The organism is Variovorax paradoxus NBRC 15149 (assembly GCF_001591365.1).
GTDB lineage: Bacteria > Pseudomonadota > Gammaproteobacteria > Burkholderiales > Burkholderiaceae_C > Variovorax > Variovorax paradoxus.
The window spans coordinates 318703-337565 of record NZ_BCUT01000007.1 but is presented as its reverse complement, the minus strand read 5'-3'; the positions used below and the strand labels follow the sequence as shown (position 1 = coordinate 337565).

General features: G+C 69.6%; 17 protein-coding genes. 8 read left to right on the top strand and 9 right to left on the bottom strand.

From position 1 onward, the window contains the following. Positions 1 to 45: 45 nt before the first annotated feature. The 5 genes from ilvD to VPA02S_RS27190 all read right to left on the bottom strand — a co-directional run bounded on the left by ilvD (position 46) and on the right by VPA02S_RS27190 (position 5894). Positions 46 to 1743 carry a dihydroxy-acid dehydratase gene (gene ilvD, locus VPA02S_RS27210; RefSeq protein WP_062366793.1) on the bottom strand — a complete coding sequence of 566 codons (1698 nt, stop codon included), beginning with the start codon at positions 1741 to 1743 and terminating at the stop codon, positions 46 to 48. After that, on the bottom strand, positions 1740 to 2195 hold the full coding sequence (locus tag VPA02S_RS27205) for an aconitase X swivel domain-containing protein (protein WP_062366792.1): 456 nt from the start codon (positions 2193 to 2195) through the stop codon (positions 1740 to 1742). Before VPA02S_RS27205 ends, ilvD begins: the two co-directional genes overlap by 4 nt. Continuing rightward, entirely contained in the window at positions 2192 to 3487 is a 1296-nt protein-coding gene (locus tag VPA02S_RS27200) for an aconitase X (protein WP_062366789.1), read from the bottom strand. Before VPA02S_RS27200 ends, VPA02S_RS27205 begins: the two co-directional genes overlap by 4 nt. A gap of 44 nt (positions 3488 to 3531) precedes the next feature. Then, positions 3532 to 4374, bottom strand: coding sequence for an IclR family transcriptional regulator (locus VPA02S_RS27195; protein ID WP_062366787.1), 843 nt, complete (start codon positions 4372 to 4374; stop codon positions 3532 to 3534). Positions 4375 to 4442: 68 nt separating this feature from the next. Continuing rightward, positions 4443 to 5894 carry an FAD-dependent oxidoreductase gene (locus VPA02S_RS27190; protein WP_062366785.1) on the bottom strand — a complete coding sequence of 484 codons (1452 nt, stop codon included), beginning with the start codon at positions 5892 to 5894 and terminating at the stop codon, positions 4443 to 4445. Between the two features lie 166 nt (positions 5895 to 6060). Here VPA02S_RS27190 and VPA02S_RS27185 point away from each other — a divergent pair, with 166 nt between their 5' ends. Beyond that, positions 6061 to 7059: a Bug family tripartite tricarboxylate transporter substrate binding protein gene (locus VPA02S_RS27185; protein WP_062366783.1), complete on the top strand. Its 999-nt coding sequence runs from the start codon at positions 6061 to 6063 to the stop codon at positions 7057 to 7059. Continuing rightward, positions 7056 to 8072: a Bug family tripartite tricarboxylate transporter substrate binding protein gene (locus VPA02S_RS27180; protein ID WP_018905669.1), complete on the top strand. Its 1017-nt coding sequence runs from the start codon at positions 7056 to 7058 to the stop codon at positions 8070 to 8072. The genes VPA02S_RS27185 and VPA02S_RS27180 overlap by 4 nt, the downstream gene beginning before the upstream one ends. Positions 8073 to 8086: 14 nt before the next feature. On the opposite strand, the gene VPA02S_RS27175 is transcribed toward VPA02S_RS27180, so the two are convergent. From VPA02S_RS27175 to VPA02S_RS27160, 4 genes are all read right to left on the bottom strand, one after another. Beyond that, positions 8087 to 8959 carry an alpha/beta fold hydrolase gene (locus tag VPA02S_RS27175; RefSeq protein ID WP_062366781.1) on the bottom strand — a complete coding sequence of 291 codons (873 nt, stop codon included), beginning with the start codon at positions 8957 to 8959 and terminating at the stop codon, positions 8087 to 8089. A gap of 28 nt (positions 8960 to 8987) precedes the next feature. Next, the gene (locus tag VPA02S_RS27170) at positions 8988 to 9818 is read right to left on the bottom strand and encodes a DODA-type extradiol aromatic ring-opening family dioxygenase (RefSeq protein WP_062366780.1); all 831 of its coding nucleotides are present in this window, start codon (positions 9816 to 9818) and stop codon (positions 8988 to 8990) included. A 76-nt stretch (positions 9819 to 9894) separates the two neighbouring features. Continuing rightward, positions 9895 to 10131: a hypothetical protein gene (locus VPA02S_RS27165; protein ID WP_062366851.1), complete on the bottom strand. Its 237-nt coding sequence runs from the start codon at positions 10129 to 10131 to the stop codon at positions 9895 to 9897. Between the two features lie 146 nt (positions 10132 to 10277). Next, positions 10278 to 11063, bottom strand: coding sequence for a helix-turn-helix transcriptional regulator (locus VPA02S_RS27160; protein ID WP_018905665.1), 786 nt, complete (start codon positions 11061 to 11063; stop codon positions 10278 to 10280). A gap of 168 nt (positions 11064 to 11231) precedes the next feature. On the opposite strand from VPA02S_RS27160, the gene VPA02S_RS27155 reads away from it, so the two are divergent. From VPA02S_RS27155 to trhA, 6 genes are all read left to right on the top strand, one after another. Next, entirely contained in the window at positions 11232 to 12389 is a 1158-nt protein-coding gene (locus VPA02S_RS27155; protein ID WP_062366779.1) for a helix-turn-helix transcriptional regulator, read from the top strand. A 110-nt stretch (positions 12390 to 12499) separates the two neighbouring features. Further along, a complete protein-coding gene (locus VPA02S_RS27150) occupies positions 12500 to 14359 on the top strand; it encodes an ABC transporter ATP-binding protein (RefSeq protein ID WP_062366778.1) in 1860 nt (619 codons plus the stop codon). A gap of 383 nt (positions 14360 to 14742) precedes the next feature. Beyond that, positions 14743 to 16155, top strand: coding sequence for a DUF2868 domain-containing protein (locus tag VPA02S_RS27145; protein WP_062366777.1), 1413 nt, complete (start codon positions 14743 to 14745; stop codon positions 16153 to 16155). Next, a complete protein-coding gene (locus VPA02S_RS27140; RefSeq protein WP_062366776.1) occupies positions 16152 to 17561 on the top strand; it encodes a GTPase/DUF3482 domain-containing protein in 1410 nt (469 codons plus the stop codon). The genes VPA02S_RS27145 and VPA02S_RS27140 overlap by 4 nt, the downstream gene beginning before the upstream one ends. Positions 17562 to 17707: 146 nt before the next feature. Continuing rightward, positions 17708 to 18067, top strand: coding sequence for a hypothetical protein (locus VPA02S_RS27135; RefSeq protein WP_062366775.1), 360 nt, complete (start codon positions 17708 to 17710; stop codon positions 18065 to 18067). A gap of 104 nt (positions 18068 to 18171) precedes the next feature. Continuing rightward, positions 18172 to 18792, top strand: a complete 621-nt coding sequence (gene trhA / locus VPA02S_RS27130; protein WP_062366774.1) for a PAQR family membrane homeostasis protein TrhA — start codon at positions 18172 to 18174, stop codon at positions 18790 to 18792. Positions 18793 to 18863: the final 71 nt, after the last annotated feature.

Genomic DNA, 18863 nt, shown 5'->3' with positions numbered 1-18863 from the left:
GCGCGTGGGTGCGCGCCGGTTGGCGAAGGCCGGGTAAAAAAAGGCCTAGGGTTCGGGGCGTTCGGTGCGCACGAGCACGGCGCCCTTCGAGAGCGGACTCACGTTGCGCCGGTACTGCTGCAGCCAGCCGGTGTCGAAGGCCGGCGGCGGCGCCTGCCAGTCGGCGCGGCGCGCGGCGAGTTCCGCATCGGCCAATGCGATGTCGAGGCGGCGCGCATCGAGGTCGATGGTGATCACGTCGCCATCGCGCACGAGGCCGAGCGGCCCGCCGAGCGCGGCCTCGGGCGAGACTTCGGCCACCACGAGCCCCTTGCAGACCAGGCCCGAGAGATGCCCGTCGGTCAGGATCGCGACCTGGTCGCCCAGGCCCGCGCCATCGATCGCGAACACCACGCGCGAGGCACCGCCGCCCATGGCCGGGCCGCCGCAGGCGCCAGCGCCGCGCATCACGACCACCTGGCCCGGCAGGATCTCACCGCCCTTGAGCGCCGCGATGGCCGCATCCGAGGTCCAGAAGCACACGGCCGGCCCCGTGAAGCTGCGCACCTTGCGCTCCACGATGCCGGTCTTGATCAGGCCCGACTCGGGCGCGAGGTTGCCGCGCAGCAGCACGATGGCGGGATGCGGCGCGACCGGGCGGTCGATGGGGCGGATCACCTCGGCGTTGGCGACTTCGGCGCCGCGCAGGTTGTCCGCCACGGTGCCGCCCGTGACGGTGAGCGCACTGGTGTCGAGCAAGGGCGCGAGCTGCTTCATCAGCGCGCGGCAACCGCCCGCCGCCTCGAAGGCCTCGATGCTGTGCTCGCCGATCGGCCGCACGCCGGCCAGCACCGGCGTCTTCGGGCCGAGGCTTTCGAACAGGCCATACACGTCGACGCCGCATTCGCCTTCGGTCGATACGGCCTGCAGGTGCTTGGCCGTGTTGAGCGAGGCGCCGATGGCCAGCACCGCGCGCACCGCGTTGGCAAAGGCGCCGGGCGTGAGGATGTCGCGCGGCTTGAGGTCGTCCCACACCATCTGCACGATGCGCGAGCCGGCGGCGCGCACGTCGGCCATCATCTTCGGGCTCAGCGCCGCCACCGGCGCGCTGCCCGGCAAGGCCATGCCGAGCGCCTCGCAGACGATGTGCATCGAGTTGGCCGTGCCCAGGCCCGAGCACACGCCCGGCCCGCGGATCGCCTCGCGGCTCATGCCCACGAGTTCTTCCACCGGCAGGTGGCCCGTGACCGCATGCATCGCGCCGATGAACACTTCCTCGATGTCCATGTGCTTGCCGCGATATTCGCCGCTGGGCTGGTAGCCGCAGGGCACGAGCAGCGTCGGAATGTTGAGCCGTGCGGCCGCCATGAGCTGGCCCGGCACGGTCTTGTCGCACGAGGTGAGGCAGACCATGCCGTCGAGCTGCGCGCCTTCGACCGCGACCTCGATGTCGTTGGTCACGAGGTCGCGCGCGCCGAGCATGTAGGCGCCGCGCGCGCCGGCGCCGGTGATGAAGTCGCTGGGCGCGGCGGTGCGGATCTCGAAGGGCACGCCGCCCGCGGCGCGGATCGCGGTCTTGATTTCCGCCGCCACCTTGTCGAGGTGGCTGAAGCAGGCCGCCAGCTCCGACGAGCTGTTGACGATGGCGATCTTCGGCTTCTCGCAATCCTCTTCGGGAATGCCGAGCGCGCGCCAGTGGGCGTTGCGCACCGACCAGAGGTAGGAGCCGCGCGGGAAGTTGCTGCGCAGGGGGCGGGTGGTCATGGACGGTCTCCGGGCTTGTTCTTTTTGGTGATCTCGATCACGCCGCGGTCGGCGTCCACGCGCACCCAGTCGCCGGTTGCGATGCATTCGAGCGGGTCGCGCTCGAAGTCGGTCATCGAGGGCGCATGCGTGACCACGGCGCCGAGCGCCATCTTGGTGGTCATCTCGTTGAACAGGAACGCCGCGGGTGCCGAGTTCATGAGCCGCGTCATGTGGAACATCGCGGACCAGCCCGACGAGCCCTTGGCGCCTGGAAACACCAGCACCTTGCCCGCGAAGCTCTGGCCGCGCAGCTCGTGCCGCGTCTCGATGACGGTGCCGGTGCGCGGATCGATGCCGCCCCAGCCCGAGATGCGGTCGCGCGTGACGAGCGCCTCGCCTTCGGCAATGCCGCCGACGACCTTGCGGCCGCGGATGACGATGGTCTGTTCATTCATGACGGCGTCGCTCATTGCATTCCCCCGTTCCAGCGGCCGGTGCAGGCCGCATCGATGCACTCCGCCGTGCTGCCGAACCACGCCTGCACGCCGAGGATCGCGGGCAGGTAGTGCGCCTGCTTGGCCGAATCGAGCGCCACGGTCTTCGTGCCCTTGGGCACGGCGCGGCTCATGGCCGAGCAGCTGTCGGTCATGAGGATGCCGCCCGCGTCCTCGATGATCTTGGTGTAGCCGTTGCGGTCGGCCAGCGACTTGATGGCGCGCGGCGTGAAGATCCACAGCTCGCAATCCGGGTGCACGCGGCGGCCTTCGATGAGCTGCGCGGCTTCCCAGATCTGCTCGATGGTGTAGTGCGGGCAGCCGAGCATCACGTACTGCACCTCGGCGTCCTTGCCGGTGGCGTTGATCTTCTCGTAGGTGGCGCGGCGCTCGGCTTCGCCAAAGCGCAGCACCTCCACCGGCGCGCGGCCGCCGAGCGCCTGCTCGAGCGTCAGCGCCTCGGGCGTGACACCGGCGATGTGGTACATCTCCACGCCGCCCGACGACGAGGCCGCCGCGCCGAAGTGCTTGAGCCGCGGCAGGTTGGGCACGCGGCCGATGCCGCGCCGGCTGTGCACCACCGGCACGCGCTCCTGCACATGCTCGCCGATGTAGTAGCCCAGGAGGCCCCAGTCCTGCACCGATTCGACTTCGACGTCGAGCTCGACCACGTGCGTGGCATGCCGGTTCTCGTCGAGGTGGTAGCCCCAGTACGGAATGCGCCCCGTGAGCATGGCGGCGCCGGTGCTCTCGCGGCCTTCGGTGTTGGTGCGCGCACCGAGCACCGAATTGCAATACACCACCGCCGACGATTCCATCCACGCGCAATGCTCGCCGCGCGTCGGGATGTTGCCGACCTGGTAGGGCGTGCAGGTGTTCATGATCTGCGCGCCCAGGCCTGCCGCATGCCGCTCGCTCTTGTTGTAGAACTGCACGATCTCCTCGCTCACGCCCATGCGCTCGGGCTGGCCGGGGTCGAAGCCCAGCTGCAGGTGGCTCGTGAAGACCTTGAACTTCGGGATCTCGACGGTCTCCTGGCTGTCGAGGCTGAACTCGGAGAACACCGCGTCCATGCCGCCGCCCTTGGCCAGCGCGAAGTCGCGCTGGAACGGCGTGGTCGAGGTGATGGTGGCGCAGACGTTGCGCGTTTCCACCAGCCGCTCGGCGCCGAGCGCTTCGCCGTAGCGCATCAGGAGGTCCATCGCTTTCTGCACGGCCGGTCCGTCGCGGCCGTCCATCATGGCTTTTTCTTCATCGCTCAGGTGCATGGCCCTGTGTCTCCGTTTTTTTATGTCGTAGGGGTCGGCCGGGGCTAGCCCGGCAGGGGCGTCGGCACATGGCCGCCGATGTCGCGCGCAATGGTGAGCGCGATGTCGTGCAGGCGCGGTGCCAGTTCGTTGCGCAGGCGCTCCTCGGTGAACACGAAGGCCGCGCCGCCGCCGTTGAGCGCCATCACTTCGCCATCGGGGCCGATGAGCGGCACCGACACCGAGTTGATCTCGCGGTGGAACTCGCCGAGCGAAAGGCAGTAGCCCAGCCGCCGGGCTTCGCCGATGGCGCGCGTCATGCCGGGCGCGATGCTGTCCCACTCGGGACCGCGCAAGAGGCGCATCGAATCGACCAGCTGGTTGCGCTGCGCCTCGGGCAGCGCCGAAAGGTAGGCGCGGCCCAGCGCCGAGTTGGCCAGCGGCGCGCGCGAGCCCACGTCGAGCCGCGCCGACAGCATCGACGAGCGCGGCCGGCAGGCCTCGATCAGCACCATCTCCATGCCGTCGCGTATCGCCAGGTAGACCGAGGCGCCCACCTCCTCGGCCATCGCCTGCATGCTGGGCCGCGCGGCGGCGCGCACGTCGAGGCTGCCGAGGAACACGCGCGACAGCGACACCACGCCGGGCCCGAGCATGAAGCGGTCGGCCACCTGCGCGGCCTTGAGCATGCCCAGCGAGAGCAGCGTGGCGACGAGCCGGTTGACGGTCGGCCGCGGGATGCCGGTCATGCGCGCGATGTCGGCATGGCCCAGCACGGGGCGCGCCTCGCTGAAGCAGCGCAGCACCGAGATGCCGCGCTCCAATGCGCTCACGGTGTCGGCGCGGTCGCCGCGCGTGTCGGCAGCATCGGCGGCGGAAAGAGAGCTGTCGTTTTTGTCAGTGGACATGGAGGAACCCTTTGCAAGACTCTGCAATGTAGAGGCTGGCGAAAGCGCGTCGGCCGAGTTCATGCGATTCAGATCCCGGCTTCGGCCGCGTCCCGCGCCTGCGCGCCCTGCCCGGCGCCGGCGCGCAGGTACACGCCCTGCGCGAGCAGCGCCGACTGCAGCGCACCCACGTCGACGAAGCGCGGTTCGATGCCGCCCCGCGACGCCAGCGCCGCCGCCACGCCCGCGGCCTGGCCGGTGATCCAGCACTGCGGAATCTCGCGCATGAAGCCATGCGAGTTGCGGTCGCACGAGATGTGGCGCCCGCAGGCCAGCAGGCCGTCGAGCTGCTGCGGCACCAGCGCGCCGTAGGGAATGGAGATGTTCGGGAACTTGGGCGACACCGCGGGCGTCACGCCCACCTCGTCGGCCAGCGCCACGCCATCGGGCCACTGGCTGCGCAGCACCGCGCCCACGCCGGAGAGGCGCCGCGCATGGCGCACGCCGATCTGCGGCGCGCTCAGCATCAGGTAGGCCTCCTCGAAGCCCGGCGCATGCGCCTTGAAGTAGTCCAGGTGCGCGGCCATGGCGCGGTGCGAGCGCACTTCGACGGCCGTGAGGTCGTCCACGTCGAGCGCCGAATAGCCCGACTGCCGCGGCCCCATGAACAGCGCCACGTCGTTGCGCCACGAGACGAAGGGCCGCTCGAACAGGCCGCACACTTCGCGCCCGCGCGCCATGAAGGCGCTGAACGCCTCGGGCTGGCCGGCCTTGAACTCGATCCAGCGGTTCATGTCGACGCCACCGAACAGCCACGAGGTGTTCATGCAGTGGTGCACGTCGGCCTCCTCGATGTCGTTCACGTAGGCCGCGCCGGCGCGCGCGAACAGGTCGCCGTCGCCGGTGGCGTCGACCACCACGTCGGCCATGATCGCCATGCGGCCTTCCTTGCTCTCGAACACCACGCCTTTCACCGCGCCGTCCTGCACGATGGGGATCGCGGCCCACGAGTGGTAGATGAGCTTGACCTTGCGCTCCAGCACGATCTCCTGCGAGAGCAGCTTGAGGCGCTCCGGGTCGATGGTGGGCGACCACGTGACCACGCCGTGGTAGGCGGCCGTGCGCTGCGACCAATGGGCGGCCTTGGCGGCGTCCTGCGAGCCCCAGTCCTCGCGCGACGGGCCGGCAATGGCATCGGCCGGCAGGCGATCGAACAGCTCTTCGGCAAAGCCGCGGATCACCAGCTGGCCTTCCCAGTCGGTCATGCGGTCGATCCAGATCACGAGGCCGCCGGTGGAAAGCCCGCCCAGGTGGTTGTAGCGCTCGAGCAGCGCCACGTCGGCGCCGGCGCGCGCGGCGGCTGCGGCGGCCGCGGTGCCCGACGGCCCGCCGCCCACCACCAGCACGCCGCAGCGGTGGTAGACCGGAATGTCCTTGCCGGGCTCGGACCAGGTGCCGTGGTCAGGCCGCTTGACGCGGCTGTCGCGGTCGAAGATGTCGGAGCTGAGGATGCGCTCGTCGGTGCGGACGACAGTTTTCATGGATGAGTGTCTTGGATGGGCTGTTGCATCGTATTTTGATTTCAATGTTCATTTTGTCAAACACAAAAGTCTGAAAATGGCATTTCTTCGGGGTATTCCCTAGTCGATGTGGATTTTTATGGTTTTCTAAACCAATATAAGAAGAACATTCCCAACGGAGACATCGATGAAGAAACCCTGCGGCACCCGCCGCGCATTCGGCACGGCGCTCGGCGCGGCGGCCCTGCTGGGCGTGGCGCCCCTGGCGCTGGCGCAAGACTTTCCGGTGCGCGGCGGCAAGCCGATCCGCATCGTGGTGGGCTTCACGGCCGGCGGCGGCACCGACGCGCAGGCGCGCATCGTGGCGCAGAAGCTCGGCGAGGTGCTGGGCACCGGCGTGATCGTCGACAACAAGCCCGGCGCCAGCACCATGCTGGCCGCAAGCGAGGTGGCGCGCGCGCTGCCCGACGGCTACACCCTGCTCTATGCGCCCTCCTCGACCATGGCGCAGAACCCGCACACCTTCTCGCAGGTGCCCTACGACCCGTTCAAGGACTTCACCGCCATCTCGATGGGCGGCCGTGGGCCCCTGGTGCTGTCCATGAGCACCACCGTGCCGGCTCGCAACGTGAAGGAGCTCATCGCCTACGTGAAGGCGAATCCCGGCAAGGTGAGCTACGCCTCGTTCGGCGCGGGCACCTCGTCGCACATCTACGGCGAGGCCTTCGTGAAGAAAGCCGGCCTCGACGCGGTGCACATTCCCTACAAGGGCGGTTCGGACGCGGCCAAGGACCTGATCGGCGGCCGCGTGCAGTACATGTTCGATTCGGCCTCCTCGGCCATCATCACCTCGGGCACCGGCAAGGTGAAGATCCTTGCGATCGCCGCGAACGAGCGCATTGCCGCGCTGCCCGAGGTGCCGACCTTCGCCGAGCAGGGCCTGGCGGGCCTCGACCTGCCGAGCTGGCTCGGCTTCTACGGGCCAGCCCACATGCCCGCGCCGGTGGTCGCAAAGCTCAACGCGGCGCTCACGCAGGTGCTGGCGATGCCGCAGGTGCGCGAGTTCTACCGCAGCGGCGGCTACGAGGCCGGGGCCAGCACGCCCGAGGAGTTCGCCGGCGTCACGCGCTCGACCTACGAGCGCTGGGGCGCGATGGTGCAGCAGGTCGGGCTGGCGAAGCAATGAACGCCCGGCCGCACTCCTTCGTCGGCCGCCGGCGCGTGGCCGCGTGGCTGGTGTTCGCTCTCGGTGCGGCCGCGCTGCCGTGCGGCGCGCTCGCGGCCGGGCCCGCGGCCTTCCCCGAGAAGGGCCGCAGCATCCGCATCGTGCTCGGCCTCGCGGCGGGCGGTGCCTCGGATGCACAGGCGCGCTTCGTCGCCAACAAGCTCGGCGAAGTGCTGCAGACGCCGGTCATCGTGGAGAACCGGCCGGGCGCGAGCTTCATCCTGGCCACCGAGGAAGTGATTCGCGCCGCGCCCGACGGCTACACGATGATGTACGCGCCCTCTTCCGTGGTGGCGCAGAACCCGCAGACGCTGGCGCAGGTGCGCTACGACCCGTTCAAGGACCTGACGCCCATCTCGCTCGGCGCGCGCGGGCCGCTGGTGCTCACGGTGCATGCGAGCGTGCCCGCGCGCACGGTGCAGGAGCTGGTGGCCTACATCAAGGCCAACCCCGGCAAGATGAGCTATGCCTCCTTCGGCACCGGCACCTCCTCGCACATCTACGGCGAGGCCTTCGCGAAGCAGGCGGGGCTGGACGTGGTGCACGTGCCCTACAAGGGCGGCGCCGATGCCGCGAAGGACTTTCTCGCGGGCCGCGTGCAGTACTACTTCGACGCCGCGCCCAACGCGATCCAGAACACCGCCACCGGCAAGGTCCGCATGCTCGCAGTGGCGGCGCCCAGGCGCAGCGCGATGCTGCCCGATGTGCCCACCATGACCGAGCAGGGCGTGAGCGGGGTCGACATGCCGAGCTGGCTCGGTTTCTATGGGCCCGCGCGCATGCCCGCGCCGGTGGTCGCCAAGCTCAACGCCGCGCTCGCGCAGGTGCTCGCGATGCCCGCCACGCGCGACTTCTTCCGCCAGGGCGCCTACGAGGCCGAGTCGTCGAGCCCCGCGCAACTGGCCGAGCTCACGCGTTCGACCTACGAGCAGTGGGGCGACATGATCCGCAAGCTGGGGCTGGCGAAGCAATAGCTAGGCCGCGCGGTTCAGCCCAGGAAGCGCAGCAGCAGCCGGTTGAATTCATCGGCGCGCTCGTACTGCGCCCAATGCCCGGCCCCGTCGATCACCACGCCTTCACGCTGCGGATGGCCGGCCGTGAGCTGCGCCACCAGCGGGCGCGGATCGGCGGTGACGTCGTACTCGCCCCAGAGCAGCAGCTGAGGTCCGCCCAGCGTGTCGAGCGCGGCCTGCAGGCCGCCCGCCTGCGACACCTCCTTGCTGCGAAAGCGCGTGCCGTGGCAGGAGATGTCGTGGATCTCGAAGGCCACCGGGTCGATCGCGGCCTTGTCGTGCAGCATGAGCGCGGCTAGGTTGTGCAGCAGCGCGGCGCGTTCCTGCTCGCGATTGGGCGCGGCGCGCCAGTTGATCATCTCCACCGCCATGCGCCGCATCGTGCCGTGGCCGCCGCTGCCCACGAGCGCGAGGCGCCGGACGGCACCGCGCCGCACCGCGAAGCGCGCGGCGGTGAGCCCGCCGAAGGAGAAGCCGCCCAGGTCGATGGGCGTGCCCGCGCCGATCAGTTGGTCGAGCGATCCACCCAGCGCATCGAGCAGCGGGCCGAGCGGATCTTCGCCGGGCGCGGCGCGTGGCGGCGCATCGGAATCGTTGAAGCCGGGCATGTCGGGCAGCCACAGCGTGCGCCCGGACGAGAGCGCCTCGACGTTGCGCAGCCAATGCATCCAGCTGCCATGGCCGCCGTGCAGCAGCACCAGCGGCGCATGGATGTTCTCATCGCCGAAGCGGCGCCAAGCAACGCGGACGCCGCCGTGCACCACGTCATGGCGCGTGCCGCGCGCGGCGATGCGTTCGATCAAGAGGCGGGCTTCTGTATTGAGATCTGGATCGGGAATGGAAGGCATCACCCGATTCTGCCAACGCGCCGCCTTTTCAGCTGGCGCCAGCGCCGAAGCGGTAGCTCGACACCACCAGCCCGCCCATGAACGCGTCTTCGTGATAGACGCGCTCGCCCGGCTCCTGCTCGGCCGCGCCGACCGCCACCATCAGCGGGATCAGGTGCTCCTCGCGCGGGTGCGCCATGCGCGCCGAAGGGGCCGCAGCCCAGTCCGCGAGGCGCTGCACGCGCTCCTGCGGCGGCGACTGCACGGCCGTGTGGTCGAGCCAGTCGCCGAAGGCCTGGGACACGCCATGCGCCTGCGGGCCGAAGTTGCGCAGGTTGTGATAGCTCAGGCCGCTGCCCACGATGAGCACGTTCTCGTCGCGCAGCGGCGCAAGCGCGCGGCCGAGCGCCAGGTGCTCCGCCGGATCGAGCCCGCGCTTGAGCGACAGCTGCACCACCGGCACGCCGGCATCGGGGTACATCGCCTTCATGGGCGAGAACATGCCGTGGTCGAAGCCGCGCTCCGGGTCGATGGCCGCGGGCAGCCCGGCCGCCTCGAGCAGCGACTGCACGCGCTGGGCCAGTTCGGGCGAGCCCGGTGCGTCGTAGCGCACTTCATAGGTGTGGGCGGGAAAGCCGCCGTAGTCGTAGATCATCGGCGGCCGCGGGTTGCCCTGCACCGTGAAGACCGGCGCCTCCCAATGGGCCGACACCATGAGGATGGCGTCCGGCGTGCGGCCGATCTGGCGCGGCATGTCGGCCAGCGCGGCGGCCAGCTGGTCATAGGTGGGGCCCATTTCCTTCTTCATCCAGGGCCAGGGACCGCCGCCGTGCGAGATGAAATACGTGGGCAGGCGCGAGAGGGTGTTGTCGTGGGTCAAGCCGATGCTCCTTGAAGGCGTTGCATCGACTGTAGCCGCAGGCATTCCCATCAGGGAATCGAAGGACGGGAACCCCTCACAGTGCGGGGGGAAGGCGTCGCAGGCGGGCTTCGTACGCCTCCCATTCACGCATGCGGTTCTCGAGATCTTCAGGATTGGCCGATTGCGCGAGGTAGCGTTCCCGCGGGTCGGCCGTTTCGGCAGCGCCGCGCCGCACAAGAGCGGAGATGGCACGCTTGAAAGTGCCGTGCATGGACGGGCTGGGCACCTTGGCTGCGTCGGCCGGCAGCGGGAGCGGGAGGATCGGGCTCATGTTCACGGTGAACTCCTCAAGTTGGAACCGCGAGTGAGGTCTTCCCAGGCGGAACGGTGAGGCCCCGAGCCTAGGGAGACCGCGCGCTCAAGGAGTCATCGGAAACAATGACGCGCGGGATGGCCGCGCCATCGATCGATGTTCGGTCAGCGGGCTTCGGGCAGGCGCCCGAGCCAGAGCGAGGTCAGCGCCGCCCGGTTGTGGACGCCAAACTTGGCATAGATCGACTTCACGTGGATGTGCGTCGTATTCGGGCTTTGGCCCAGGATGGCGGCAATCGCTTTCTCCGCCTTGCCCTCGAGCAATCCCAGCAGGACCCTGCGCTCCGTGGCGGTGAGCGGCGCGTTCGCGATGAGGAGCCCGTGGCTGAGCAATTGCTGGCGATAGAACCAGCGCAGCCCGCGAAGCGCCAGGCCGAAAGGATTCTTGTCCGCCGATGAGAACCGGGGAGCTTCCGTGCTTCGGAAAATGAAAAGGTGCACCCGCACATCGTCGTTGATCGCGCAGCGCATCGACATGCTGTCCGCGTGTCCGATGGCCAGGTAGTGGCGCTGGTAGTGCGGACCGCTGAACCATTCAGGAGGCAGCGCTTCGAACAGGAGCTGGGTGCGGAACGGTTCCTCGCCGGCCACGGCAAGGATCTGCGAGAGGTCGACGGACGGCGACCACAAGGAGTCGAACTGCTCCTGGACCGAAGCGGCCATCGGCGGCAAAGGCCGCAGGAGCCGGACGAAGAGAGGACGCCAGCCGTTCAGGGCGTCGCCCAGCGCGGGGCTCGGCAGCCGCACGACCACCGACCAGAGTGCGTTGTGCGCGCCAAAGATCGAGCAGAGGCTGCAGAGCAGGTGCTCGAGTGCTTCATCGCCATCGCAGACGGGGTAGTTCGCGAGCTTGTCCCACAGCGCGTAGATCGGCTCGGTGCCATCGTGCATTGAAGGCTGGGCGGGGGACGCAACTCCTGCATTCAATGGATCACCTGTTTAGGTTATTACGCAACGCAGCCCGCCTGCCTACGATCCGTCGATGGATCAGCCCCGCATCGTATGGCATTCGACGGACCTTGTGCCAGCGGTTCGGGCATCGTTTCGGGACCGTGTGCAATGACGTCCCCGCAACAGATTCCCGCCGCCGAGCTGTCGGAGCTGATCGGTGCGATCTACGACTGCTCCCTCGACCCGCAGCGGTGGGCTGCAACATGCAGAAAGATCGCGCAGCGCTGTGACAGCGCCGGGGGCGGCATCTGCGTGCACGACCTGAAGCAGATCCAGAACGACCAGTTGTACGTCTTCGGCTATGAGCCGGAGTTCCTGCAGAAATTCGGCGCCCGGTACGCCGAGAGCCCGATGGCCGCGGCGGACGTGCTCTCGAACGCCGGGGACGTGAGCGCGCTGTCGATGGAGCGTTTCCATTTGCATGACAGCGCTTTCTACCGCGAGGTGCTGCAGCCACACGGCGTGCTCGACATCATCTGGTTTCCGGCGCTGCGCACCGGCGGGCGCATGGCGTCCCTGCACGCGTCGCGCAGCGGCGAGTCGCTGCACTACCAGCAGAGCGACCTTGCCTTGTTCGAGCTCCTTGCGCCGCATGTCTGCCGCGCTCTGGCGATTTCCGATGCGCTCGACATCCAGGTGCTGAGTTCAGAGGTGCTGAAGAGGACCCTTGACGGGCTGGCGGCCGGCGTGTTCCTCGCGGCGCGCGACGGCCGCGTCGTCTACATGAACACTGCGGCCGAGCGGCAGGTCCGCTCGGGCACGGCGATGCGCCTGATCGACAACCGGTTGTCCCCGGTCCACCCGGCCGCTCGTGCCGCGCTGACGCAGGCGATCCAGGATTCAGGCCGCGAGGGTGCCGACATGCGCACCAAGGACCATGCGATCGGAATCCCCGGTGGAACCGGCGGGGGCTACGTCGCCACCTTGCTGCCGATTGCCGATGGCCGGCGCGCCGGGGTCCTCGCACCGTTCGCGGCGAGCGTTGCGGTGTTCATCCAGGACCCTGTCCAGGCGCCGCTGATGCCCGGGGAGGCATTCGGACGGCTGCATGGCCTCACCGGCGGCGAACTGCGCGTGCTGATGGCGCTGTCGCAAGGCCTGGGCGGCATGGAGGCCGCCGGCGTGCTGGGCGTGGGCGAACCGACCATCCGCACCCACCTGCAAAGGATCTACTCCAAGACCGGCACCTCCAGGCAGGGAGACCTGCTGCGCCTGCTGCACCACTCGACACCCCCGACGCGGCACCAGACGCGCCTGGCGGATTGAGCGGCCGCAGGCCCCCTTCATCGCTTCCGACGGCGCCGGAACGCACCCTTTCGGGGCAAGGACATGCCACCCCGGGCTAAAGTCGCGGCTTCCCCTGGAGACCGCACGCCTTGTTCCGTTTCTTCGAAAAACTGCTCCATCCCTATCCCGCGGCCGAACCCGCGCCTCCGCCGACGGGCTTCTTCGCATTCCTGTGGGCCTGCACCCAGGGCCTGCGCCTCAAGATGGCCGTCATGGCGGCGCTCACGGCGGCCATCTCGGGCTTCGAGGCGCTGCTGTTCGCGATCCTCGGGCGCATCGTCGACTGGCTCGGCGGCCAGGTGCCGTCGCGGCTGTGGGCCGAGCGCGGCGACACGCTGGCGTGGCTGGCCGCGCTGCTGGTGATCAGCATCGGCGTGGTCGCACTGCAGACCATCGTCAAGCACCAGACGCTGGCGGTGAACCTGCCGATGCGCCTGCGCTGGAACTTCCACCGGGTGATGCTGGGCCAGAGCATGGCCTTCTACCAGGACGAGTTCGCGGGCCGCATCACGGCCAAGGTGATGCAGACCGCGCTGGCGGTGCGCGACACCCTGTTCGTGCTGGCCGACGTGGTGGTGGCCATGGGCGTGTACGTGGTGACCATCATCGTGCTGGTGACCGTGCTGGACGTGCAGCTGGTGCTGCCCTTCATCGTCTGGCTAGTGCTCTATGCGGGTGCGCTGATGTACTTCGTGCCGCGCCTGGGCAAGGTGGGCAAGGCGCAGGCCGATGCGCGCGCGCTGATGACCGGGCGCGTGACCGACGCCTACACCAACATCGCCACCGTCAAGCTGTTCTCGCACACCCAGCGCGAGGCCGGTTTCGCGCGCGAGGCGATGCGCGAGTTCATGTACACGGGCTACGGCCAGATGCGGCTGGTGAGCGCCTTCGAGATCGTCAACCACACGCTCAGCATGGGCCTGACCGCGGGCATGGCCGGCACCGCGCTGTGGCTCTGGTCGAACGGCACGGTGGGCGTGGGCGCGGTGGCGGCGGCCACCGCGATGGCGCTGCGCCTGCAGGGCATGTCGCACTGGATCATGTGGGAGATGACCAGCCTGTTCGAGAACATCGGCACCGTGCAGGACGGCATGAAGACGCTGTCGCGCCCGCGCACCGTGCTCGATGCGCCCGGTGCCGGCGTGCTCGAGGTGCCGCGCGGCGAGGTGCGCTTCGAGCACGCGAGCTTCCGCTATGCGGATGCGGGCCGCCGCGTCATCGACGACCTGAACCTGGTGGTGCGCCCGGGCGAGAAGATCGGCCTGGTCGGCCGTTCGGGCGCGGGCAAGTCGACGCTGGTCAACCTGCTGCTGCGCTTCCATGACCTGGAAAGCGGCCGCATCCTGATCGACGGGCGCGACATCGCGCAGGTGACGCAGGATTCGCTGCGCAGCCACATCGGCATGGTCACGCAGGACACCTCGCTGATGCACCGCTCGGTGGCCGACAACATCGCCTACGGCCGGCCCGATGCCACCCCGGCCCAGATCGAGGCCGCCGCACGGCGCGCCGAGGCGCACGACTTCATCCAGACACTGGGCGACGCCAGCGGCCGGCGCGGCTACGAGGCGCATGTGGGCGAGCGCGGCGTGAAGCTCTCGGGCGGCCAGCGCCAGCGCGTGGCCATTGCGCGCGTGATGCTCAAGGACGCGCCGATCCTGCTGCTCGACGAAGCCACCAGCGCGCTCGATTCCGAGGTGGAAGCCGCCATCCAGCAGAGCCTCTACCGGCTGATGGAAGGCAAGACCGTGATCGCGATCGCGCACCGGCTGTCGACCATCGCGGCCATGGACCGGCTGATCGTGCTCGACGAAGGCCGCGTGGTGGAAGAAGGCGACCACCGCACGCTGATGGCGCAGGGCGGGCTCTATGCGCGGCTGTGGGCGCACCAGAGCGGCGGCTTCCTGGGCGACGATCTCGACGAGGAAGAAGAAGCCTTGCGCGCCTGAGCGCCGAGCCCAGCCCGCGATTTGTCAGCAAGCGTTACGGCCGTGCACCGCCGGCGCCCGGGCGGGCCTTGGCGAGTCCTACAGCACGCGCCGCCACTCGCCGACAGCAGCCCGCCACCCCGGGCGCGATGCTGAAGCTGTCGTCAACAACGAGGAGTCCTCGCGTGAATTCCATCATTTACATCGTCGGTCTGGTCGTCGTGGTCGTGGCGGTGCTTTCGTTCTTCGGCCTGCGCTGAAACCGGGCACGCGTTTTCGACTCGCCTGCTGAACAAGAACGGGGCCGTCCGCGCGGCCCCGTTTCTCATGGGTCCGCCGGAATGCGCCGGGCATAATTCGCGCGCCCCGGCACATGCGGGGAAACTTGCTGCGAAGGGACCCTGTTGACCAACACCGCGTTGCGCGAACCTGCCTTTACGGACGCGGTCGTTACCGAAGCGATCCGATGGACCGAGGAGAAAGGTCTGCTCGACGATGCCGAGGTCCTGCGCGCCGCCCTCTCCCGCAGCTCCGGCGCGCCGGCACGCATCACGGCACGCGCGCTCCTGCTCGGCGAACGCATCGGGCTGCAATCCGAACTGGCACGCGCCCGCCAGTGGGCGCCATGGGTGCTGCTCGGGCTGGTGGCGCTCATCGTCATGGCCGGCCTGGGCCTCGCGGGCAACGTGGTCGGCGGCGGCGAACGGCACATCAACGTGATCGTGGCGCTCGCGAGCCTGCTCGGCCTGCATGCGCTTACGCTGCTGCTGTGGCTGGCCGGCCTGTGGCTGCCGCTGGGCGCATTCAACACGAGCTCGCTCGGCTGGATCTGGCTTTCGCTCACCGCGCGCGTGGCCGGCGGCAAGCGCGGCCAGGCACCGGTGCTGCTGCGCGCGGCCACCGGGCTGCTCGCGCGCGCCAGGCTGCTGCCCTGGGCGCTGGGGCTGGTGAGCCACGGCATCTGGTCGCTCTCGTTCGCGGTGGTGCTGGCCGCGCTGCTGTTCGCGTTGGCGTTCCGCAGCTACACGCTGAGCTGGGAGACGACCATCCTTGACCCGGCGTTCTTCGTGCACGCCGTGCAGGTGCTGGGTTGGGCGCCGTCGCAGATCGGCTTTCCGGTTCCCGATGCCGCGACCGTTCTTTCTCCTTCGCCCGGCGCCGCGGGCCAGCGCGACTGGGCGCTGTGGCTGACCGGCTGCATCGTGGTGTACGGGCTGCTGCCGCGCCTGGCGCTGGTGCTGCTGAGCGCGGCGGTGTGGCAGCGGCGCCGCGCCGCGCTGCAGCCCGACTGGAGCGAGCCCTATTACCGCAAGCTCGCGGCGCGCTTCGCCGCGCTCGCCCCGCCGGCCATCGTCGATGCCGATCCGGGGCGGGCGCCGGGCGCGGCGCCTGCGGGCCTCGCGCCGTCGCAGTTGCGGGACGAACTGTTCGTCATCGGCTTCGAGCTGCCCGCGGATACGCCGTGGCCGCCCGAGGGACTGCCCGCCGCCATCGCTCCGGCCCAGGTGCAGCGCATCGACGGCAGCGCGCCCGCGCGGCGCGCGCTGCTCGACCGGCTGGCAGAGGCCCGCCCGCGTGCCGTGCTGCTGGTGTGCCACGCCGCATCGAGCCCCGACCGCGGCACCGAACGCTTCCTGCGCGAAGTGCTGGCCCAGTGCGGCGAATGCCGGCTCTGGCTGGCACCGGCCGCCAGGGACGCGGCCGGCGCGGACGCATCGCAGCGCTGGATCGACTGGCTGCAGGGCACCGGCCTTGCGCGCGTCGCGGCCACGCCGCGGCTCGAAGACGCATTGCAAGGCCTGGGGGTCGTCTCATGACGCAAGCCATCCGCATCGCCGTGGTCGGCCATACCAACGCGGGCAAGACCTCGCTGCTGCGCACGCTGACGCGGCGCGCCAATTTCGGCGAGGTGTCGCAGCGGCCCGGCACCACGCGCCATGTCGAATCGGTCGACCTGGAGGTGAACGGCCAGGCCGCGGTGCGCTTCTTCGACACGCCGGGCCTGGAAGATGCGGTGGCGCTGCGCGAGCACCTGGCCGGCCTCGACGGTGCGCAAGCCACGCCGCCCGAGCGCATCCGCCTGTTCCTGCAGGGGCCCGAGGCGCATGGCGTTTTCGAGCAGGAGGCCAAGGTGCTGCGCACCATGCAGGACATCGATGCGGCCTTCCTCGTGATCGACGTGCGCGAACCGGTGCTGCCCAAGTTCCGCGACGAGATCGAGCTGCTCAACTCCTGCGCGCGGCCGGTGCTGCCGGTGCTCAACTTCGTGCGCGATGCGGCCAGCCGCGAGCCCGACTGGAAGGAACTGCTCTCGGCCTACGGCCTGCACGTGCAGGTGCGCTTCGATGCCGCGGCGCCCTTCGTGGGGGCCGAGCGCGAGCTCTACGGCGACCTGTCGACATTGCTGCGCGACCGGCGCGAGCAATTGCGCGCGGTGGCGGATTGGCTCGCCGCCGAAGCCGCCGAGCGCCGCCGCGCGGCCTGCGCGCGCATCGCCGAACTGCTGGTCGATGCGGCGGCGCTGCGCCGCACGGTGCCGGCCGAAGAGTTCGCCGACACGGCGCGCCGCAAGGCCTTCGTCGCGGCCTTGCAGAAGGAGGTGTTCGACAAGGCGCAGCGCTGCACCGACGACCTGCTCGCGCTGTACGGCTTTCGCCAGGACGATGCGGGCGAGGCGCCGCTGCCGCTCATCGAAGGCCGCTGGACGCTCGACTTCTTCAGCCCCGAAGCCATGAAGGACGCGGGCCTGCGGCTCGGCAAGGGCGCCGCCATCGGCGCGGCCGTGGGCGTGGTCGCGGACCTGGCGGTGGCCGGCATCTCACTGGGCACGGGCGCGGCGGTGGGCGGCGCCATTGGCGGCGCGCTGTCGCAGGGCTGGGGCCCGTTCGGCCGCAAGCTGGCGAACCGGCTGCGCAACGTGCACGAGCTCACGGTGGAAGACGGCGTGCTGTTTGCGCTGGTGGCCTGGCAGCTGAAGCTCACGCGCGCACTGGAGCAGCGCGGGCACGCGGCCACCGGGCGCATCGCGGCCGAAACGAGCGCGACGCAGGACGCGCCGACGCGCGCCACGGCGGCGGCCGTTCGCGCGGCGCGGCCCGCGCGCAGCCACCCCGAATGGGAATCGGCGGGCGTGGCCACGCGCGGCTTCTGGCGCCCCGCGCCGCAGCGCGACACGCTCGCGGCCGATCTGGCGCGCACGCTGCAGGGCGCCTTCGAACCCTGAGCGCCGCTCCTGCCTTCGCTTGCAGGCGGAGGCGACCGATTCCTACGCGCTGGCGCTGCCGCGCGCCCCACTCTTTTTTTCGAGGACATCGACGGCACGCGGGGTGCCGTTCGTCTTTTTGTCTTCATCGAAAAAAAGGAGCACCCATGGCCGTCGAATGCAAACTGCTCGCCACCCCCTTGATCGGCCGCGTGTGGCAAGGCCGCACGCCGATTGCGCGGGCCGACGAATACCTGCGCTACAGCTTCGAGCACGGCATCCAGGAGATCGCGAAGAAGCCCGAATGCCTGGGCGTGCAGTACTTCCGCAAGCTGAACGGCGACACCGCAGAATTCAGGACCGTCTCCTACTGGCAATCGATCGAGCACATGCATGCGATGCACGCGCAGCGCGGCGATCCGCTGCGCGTGGCGCCGCTGGCGCGCGACCCCGAGTTCCTGCTCGAGCTGCCGGAATTCGTGGACATCGTCGAGGTGCACGTCAACTCGTTCGGCACACAGAAATAGCCGAGCCGGCGCATCCATTGCGCGGTCACTGCGCAGTCACGCGGCCCGCCTAGCATCCGCAGGCCCTTGCCGCCATCCACCCAGACTGCACCCCACCCCACGCGATGTACCCCGGCGAACGGCTCAACGGATACAGCCATCTGCTGGGCCTGGTGCTTGCACTCGCGGCCACCGCGCTGCTGCTGGCCAAGACCCTGCCCACCGGCGACGCCGCGCGGATTGCCGGCGCACTGGTGTTCTCGCTCTCGGCCGTGCTGTTGTATGCGGCCTCCACCCTGTTCCACAGCACCCGGGGACCGCGCAAGCGCTTCTGGGAGCGCGTGGACCACTGCGCCATCTACCTCTTGATCGCGGGCACCTACACGCCGTTCGCGCTGGTCACGCTGCACGGGCTCTGGGGCTGGCTTCTGATGGCGGCCGTGTGGGGCGCTGCGCTTTTCGGCATCGGGCGCGAGCTGCTGCAGGCAGGCGGCGCGGCCTCGAAGCCGCCGCTGGCGCTCTACATCGCGATGGGCTGGCTCGGCGTGCTGGCCGCAGTGCCGCTGGCCGCGCGGCTCGACAGCGGCGGCCTTGCGTGGCTGCTGGCCGGCGGCGTGCTCTACACCGTGGGCACGGTGTTCTATCGCAACCGGCGGGGCTTCCGGCATGCGCACGGCGCCTGGCACCTGTTCGTGCTGGCGGGGACGGCAAGCCACTTCGTGTCGGTGGGCTGGTTCGTGCTGTGATGCGCGGCCGCGGCCGTGCAGCCTCCCGGTGTAAGCGCCTGTTACCACCTCCCGTCAGGTTTTCGCTTCGT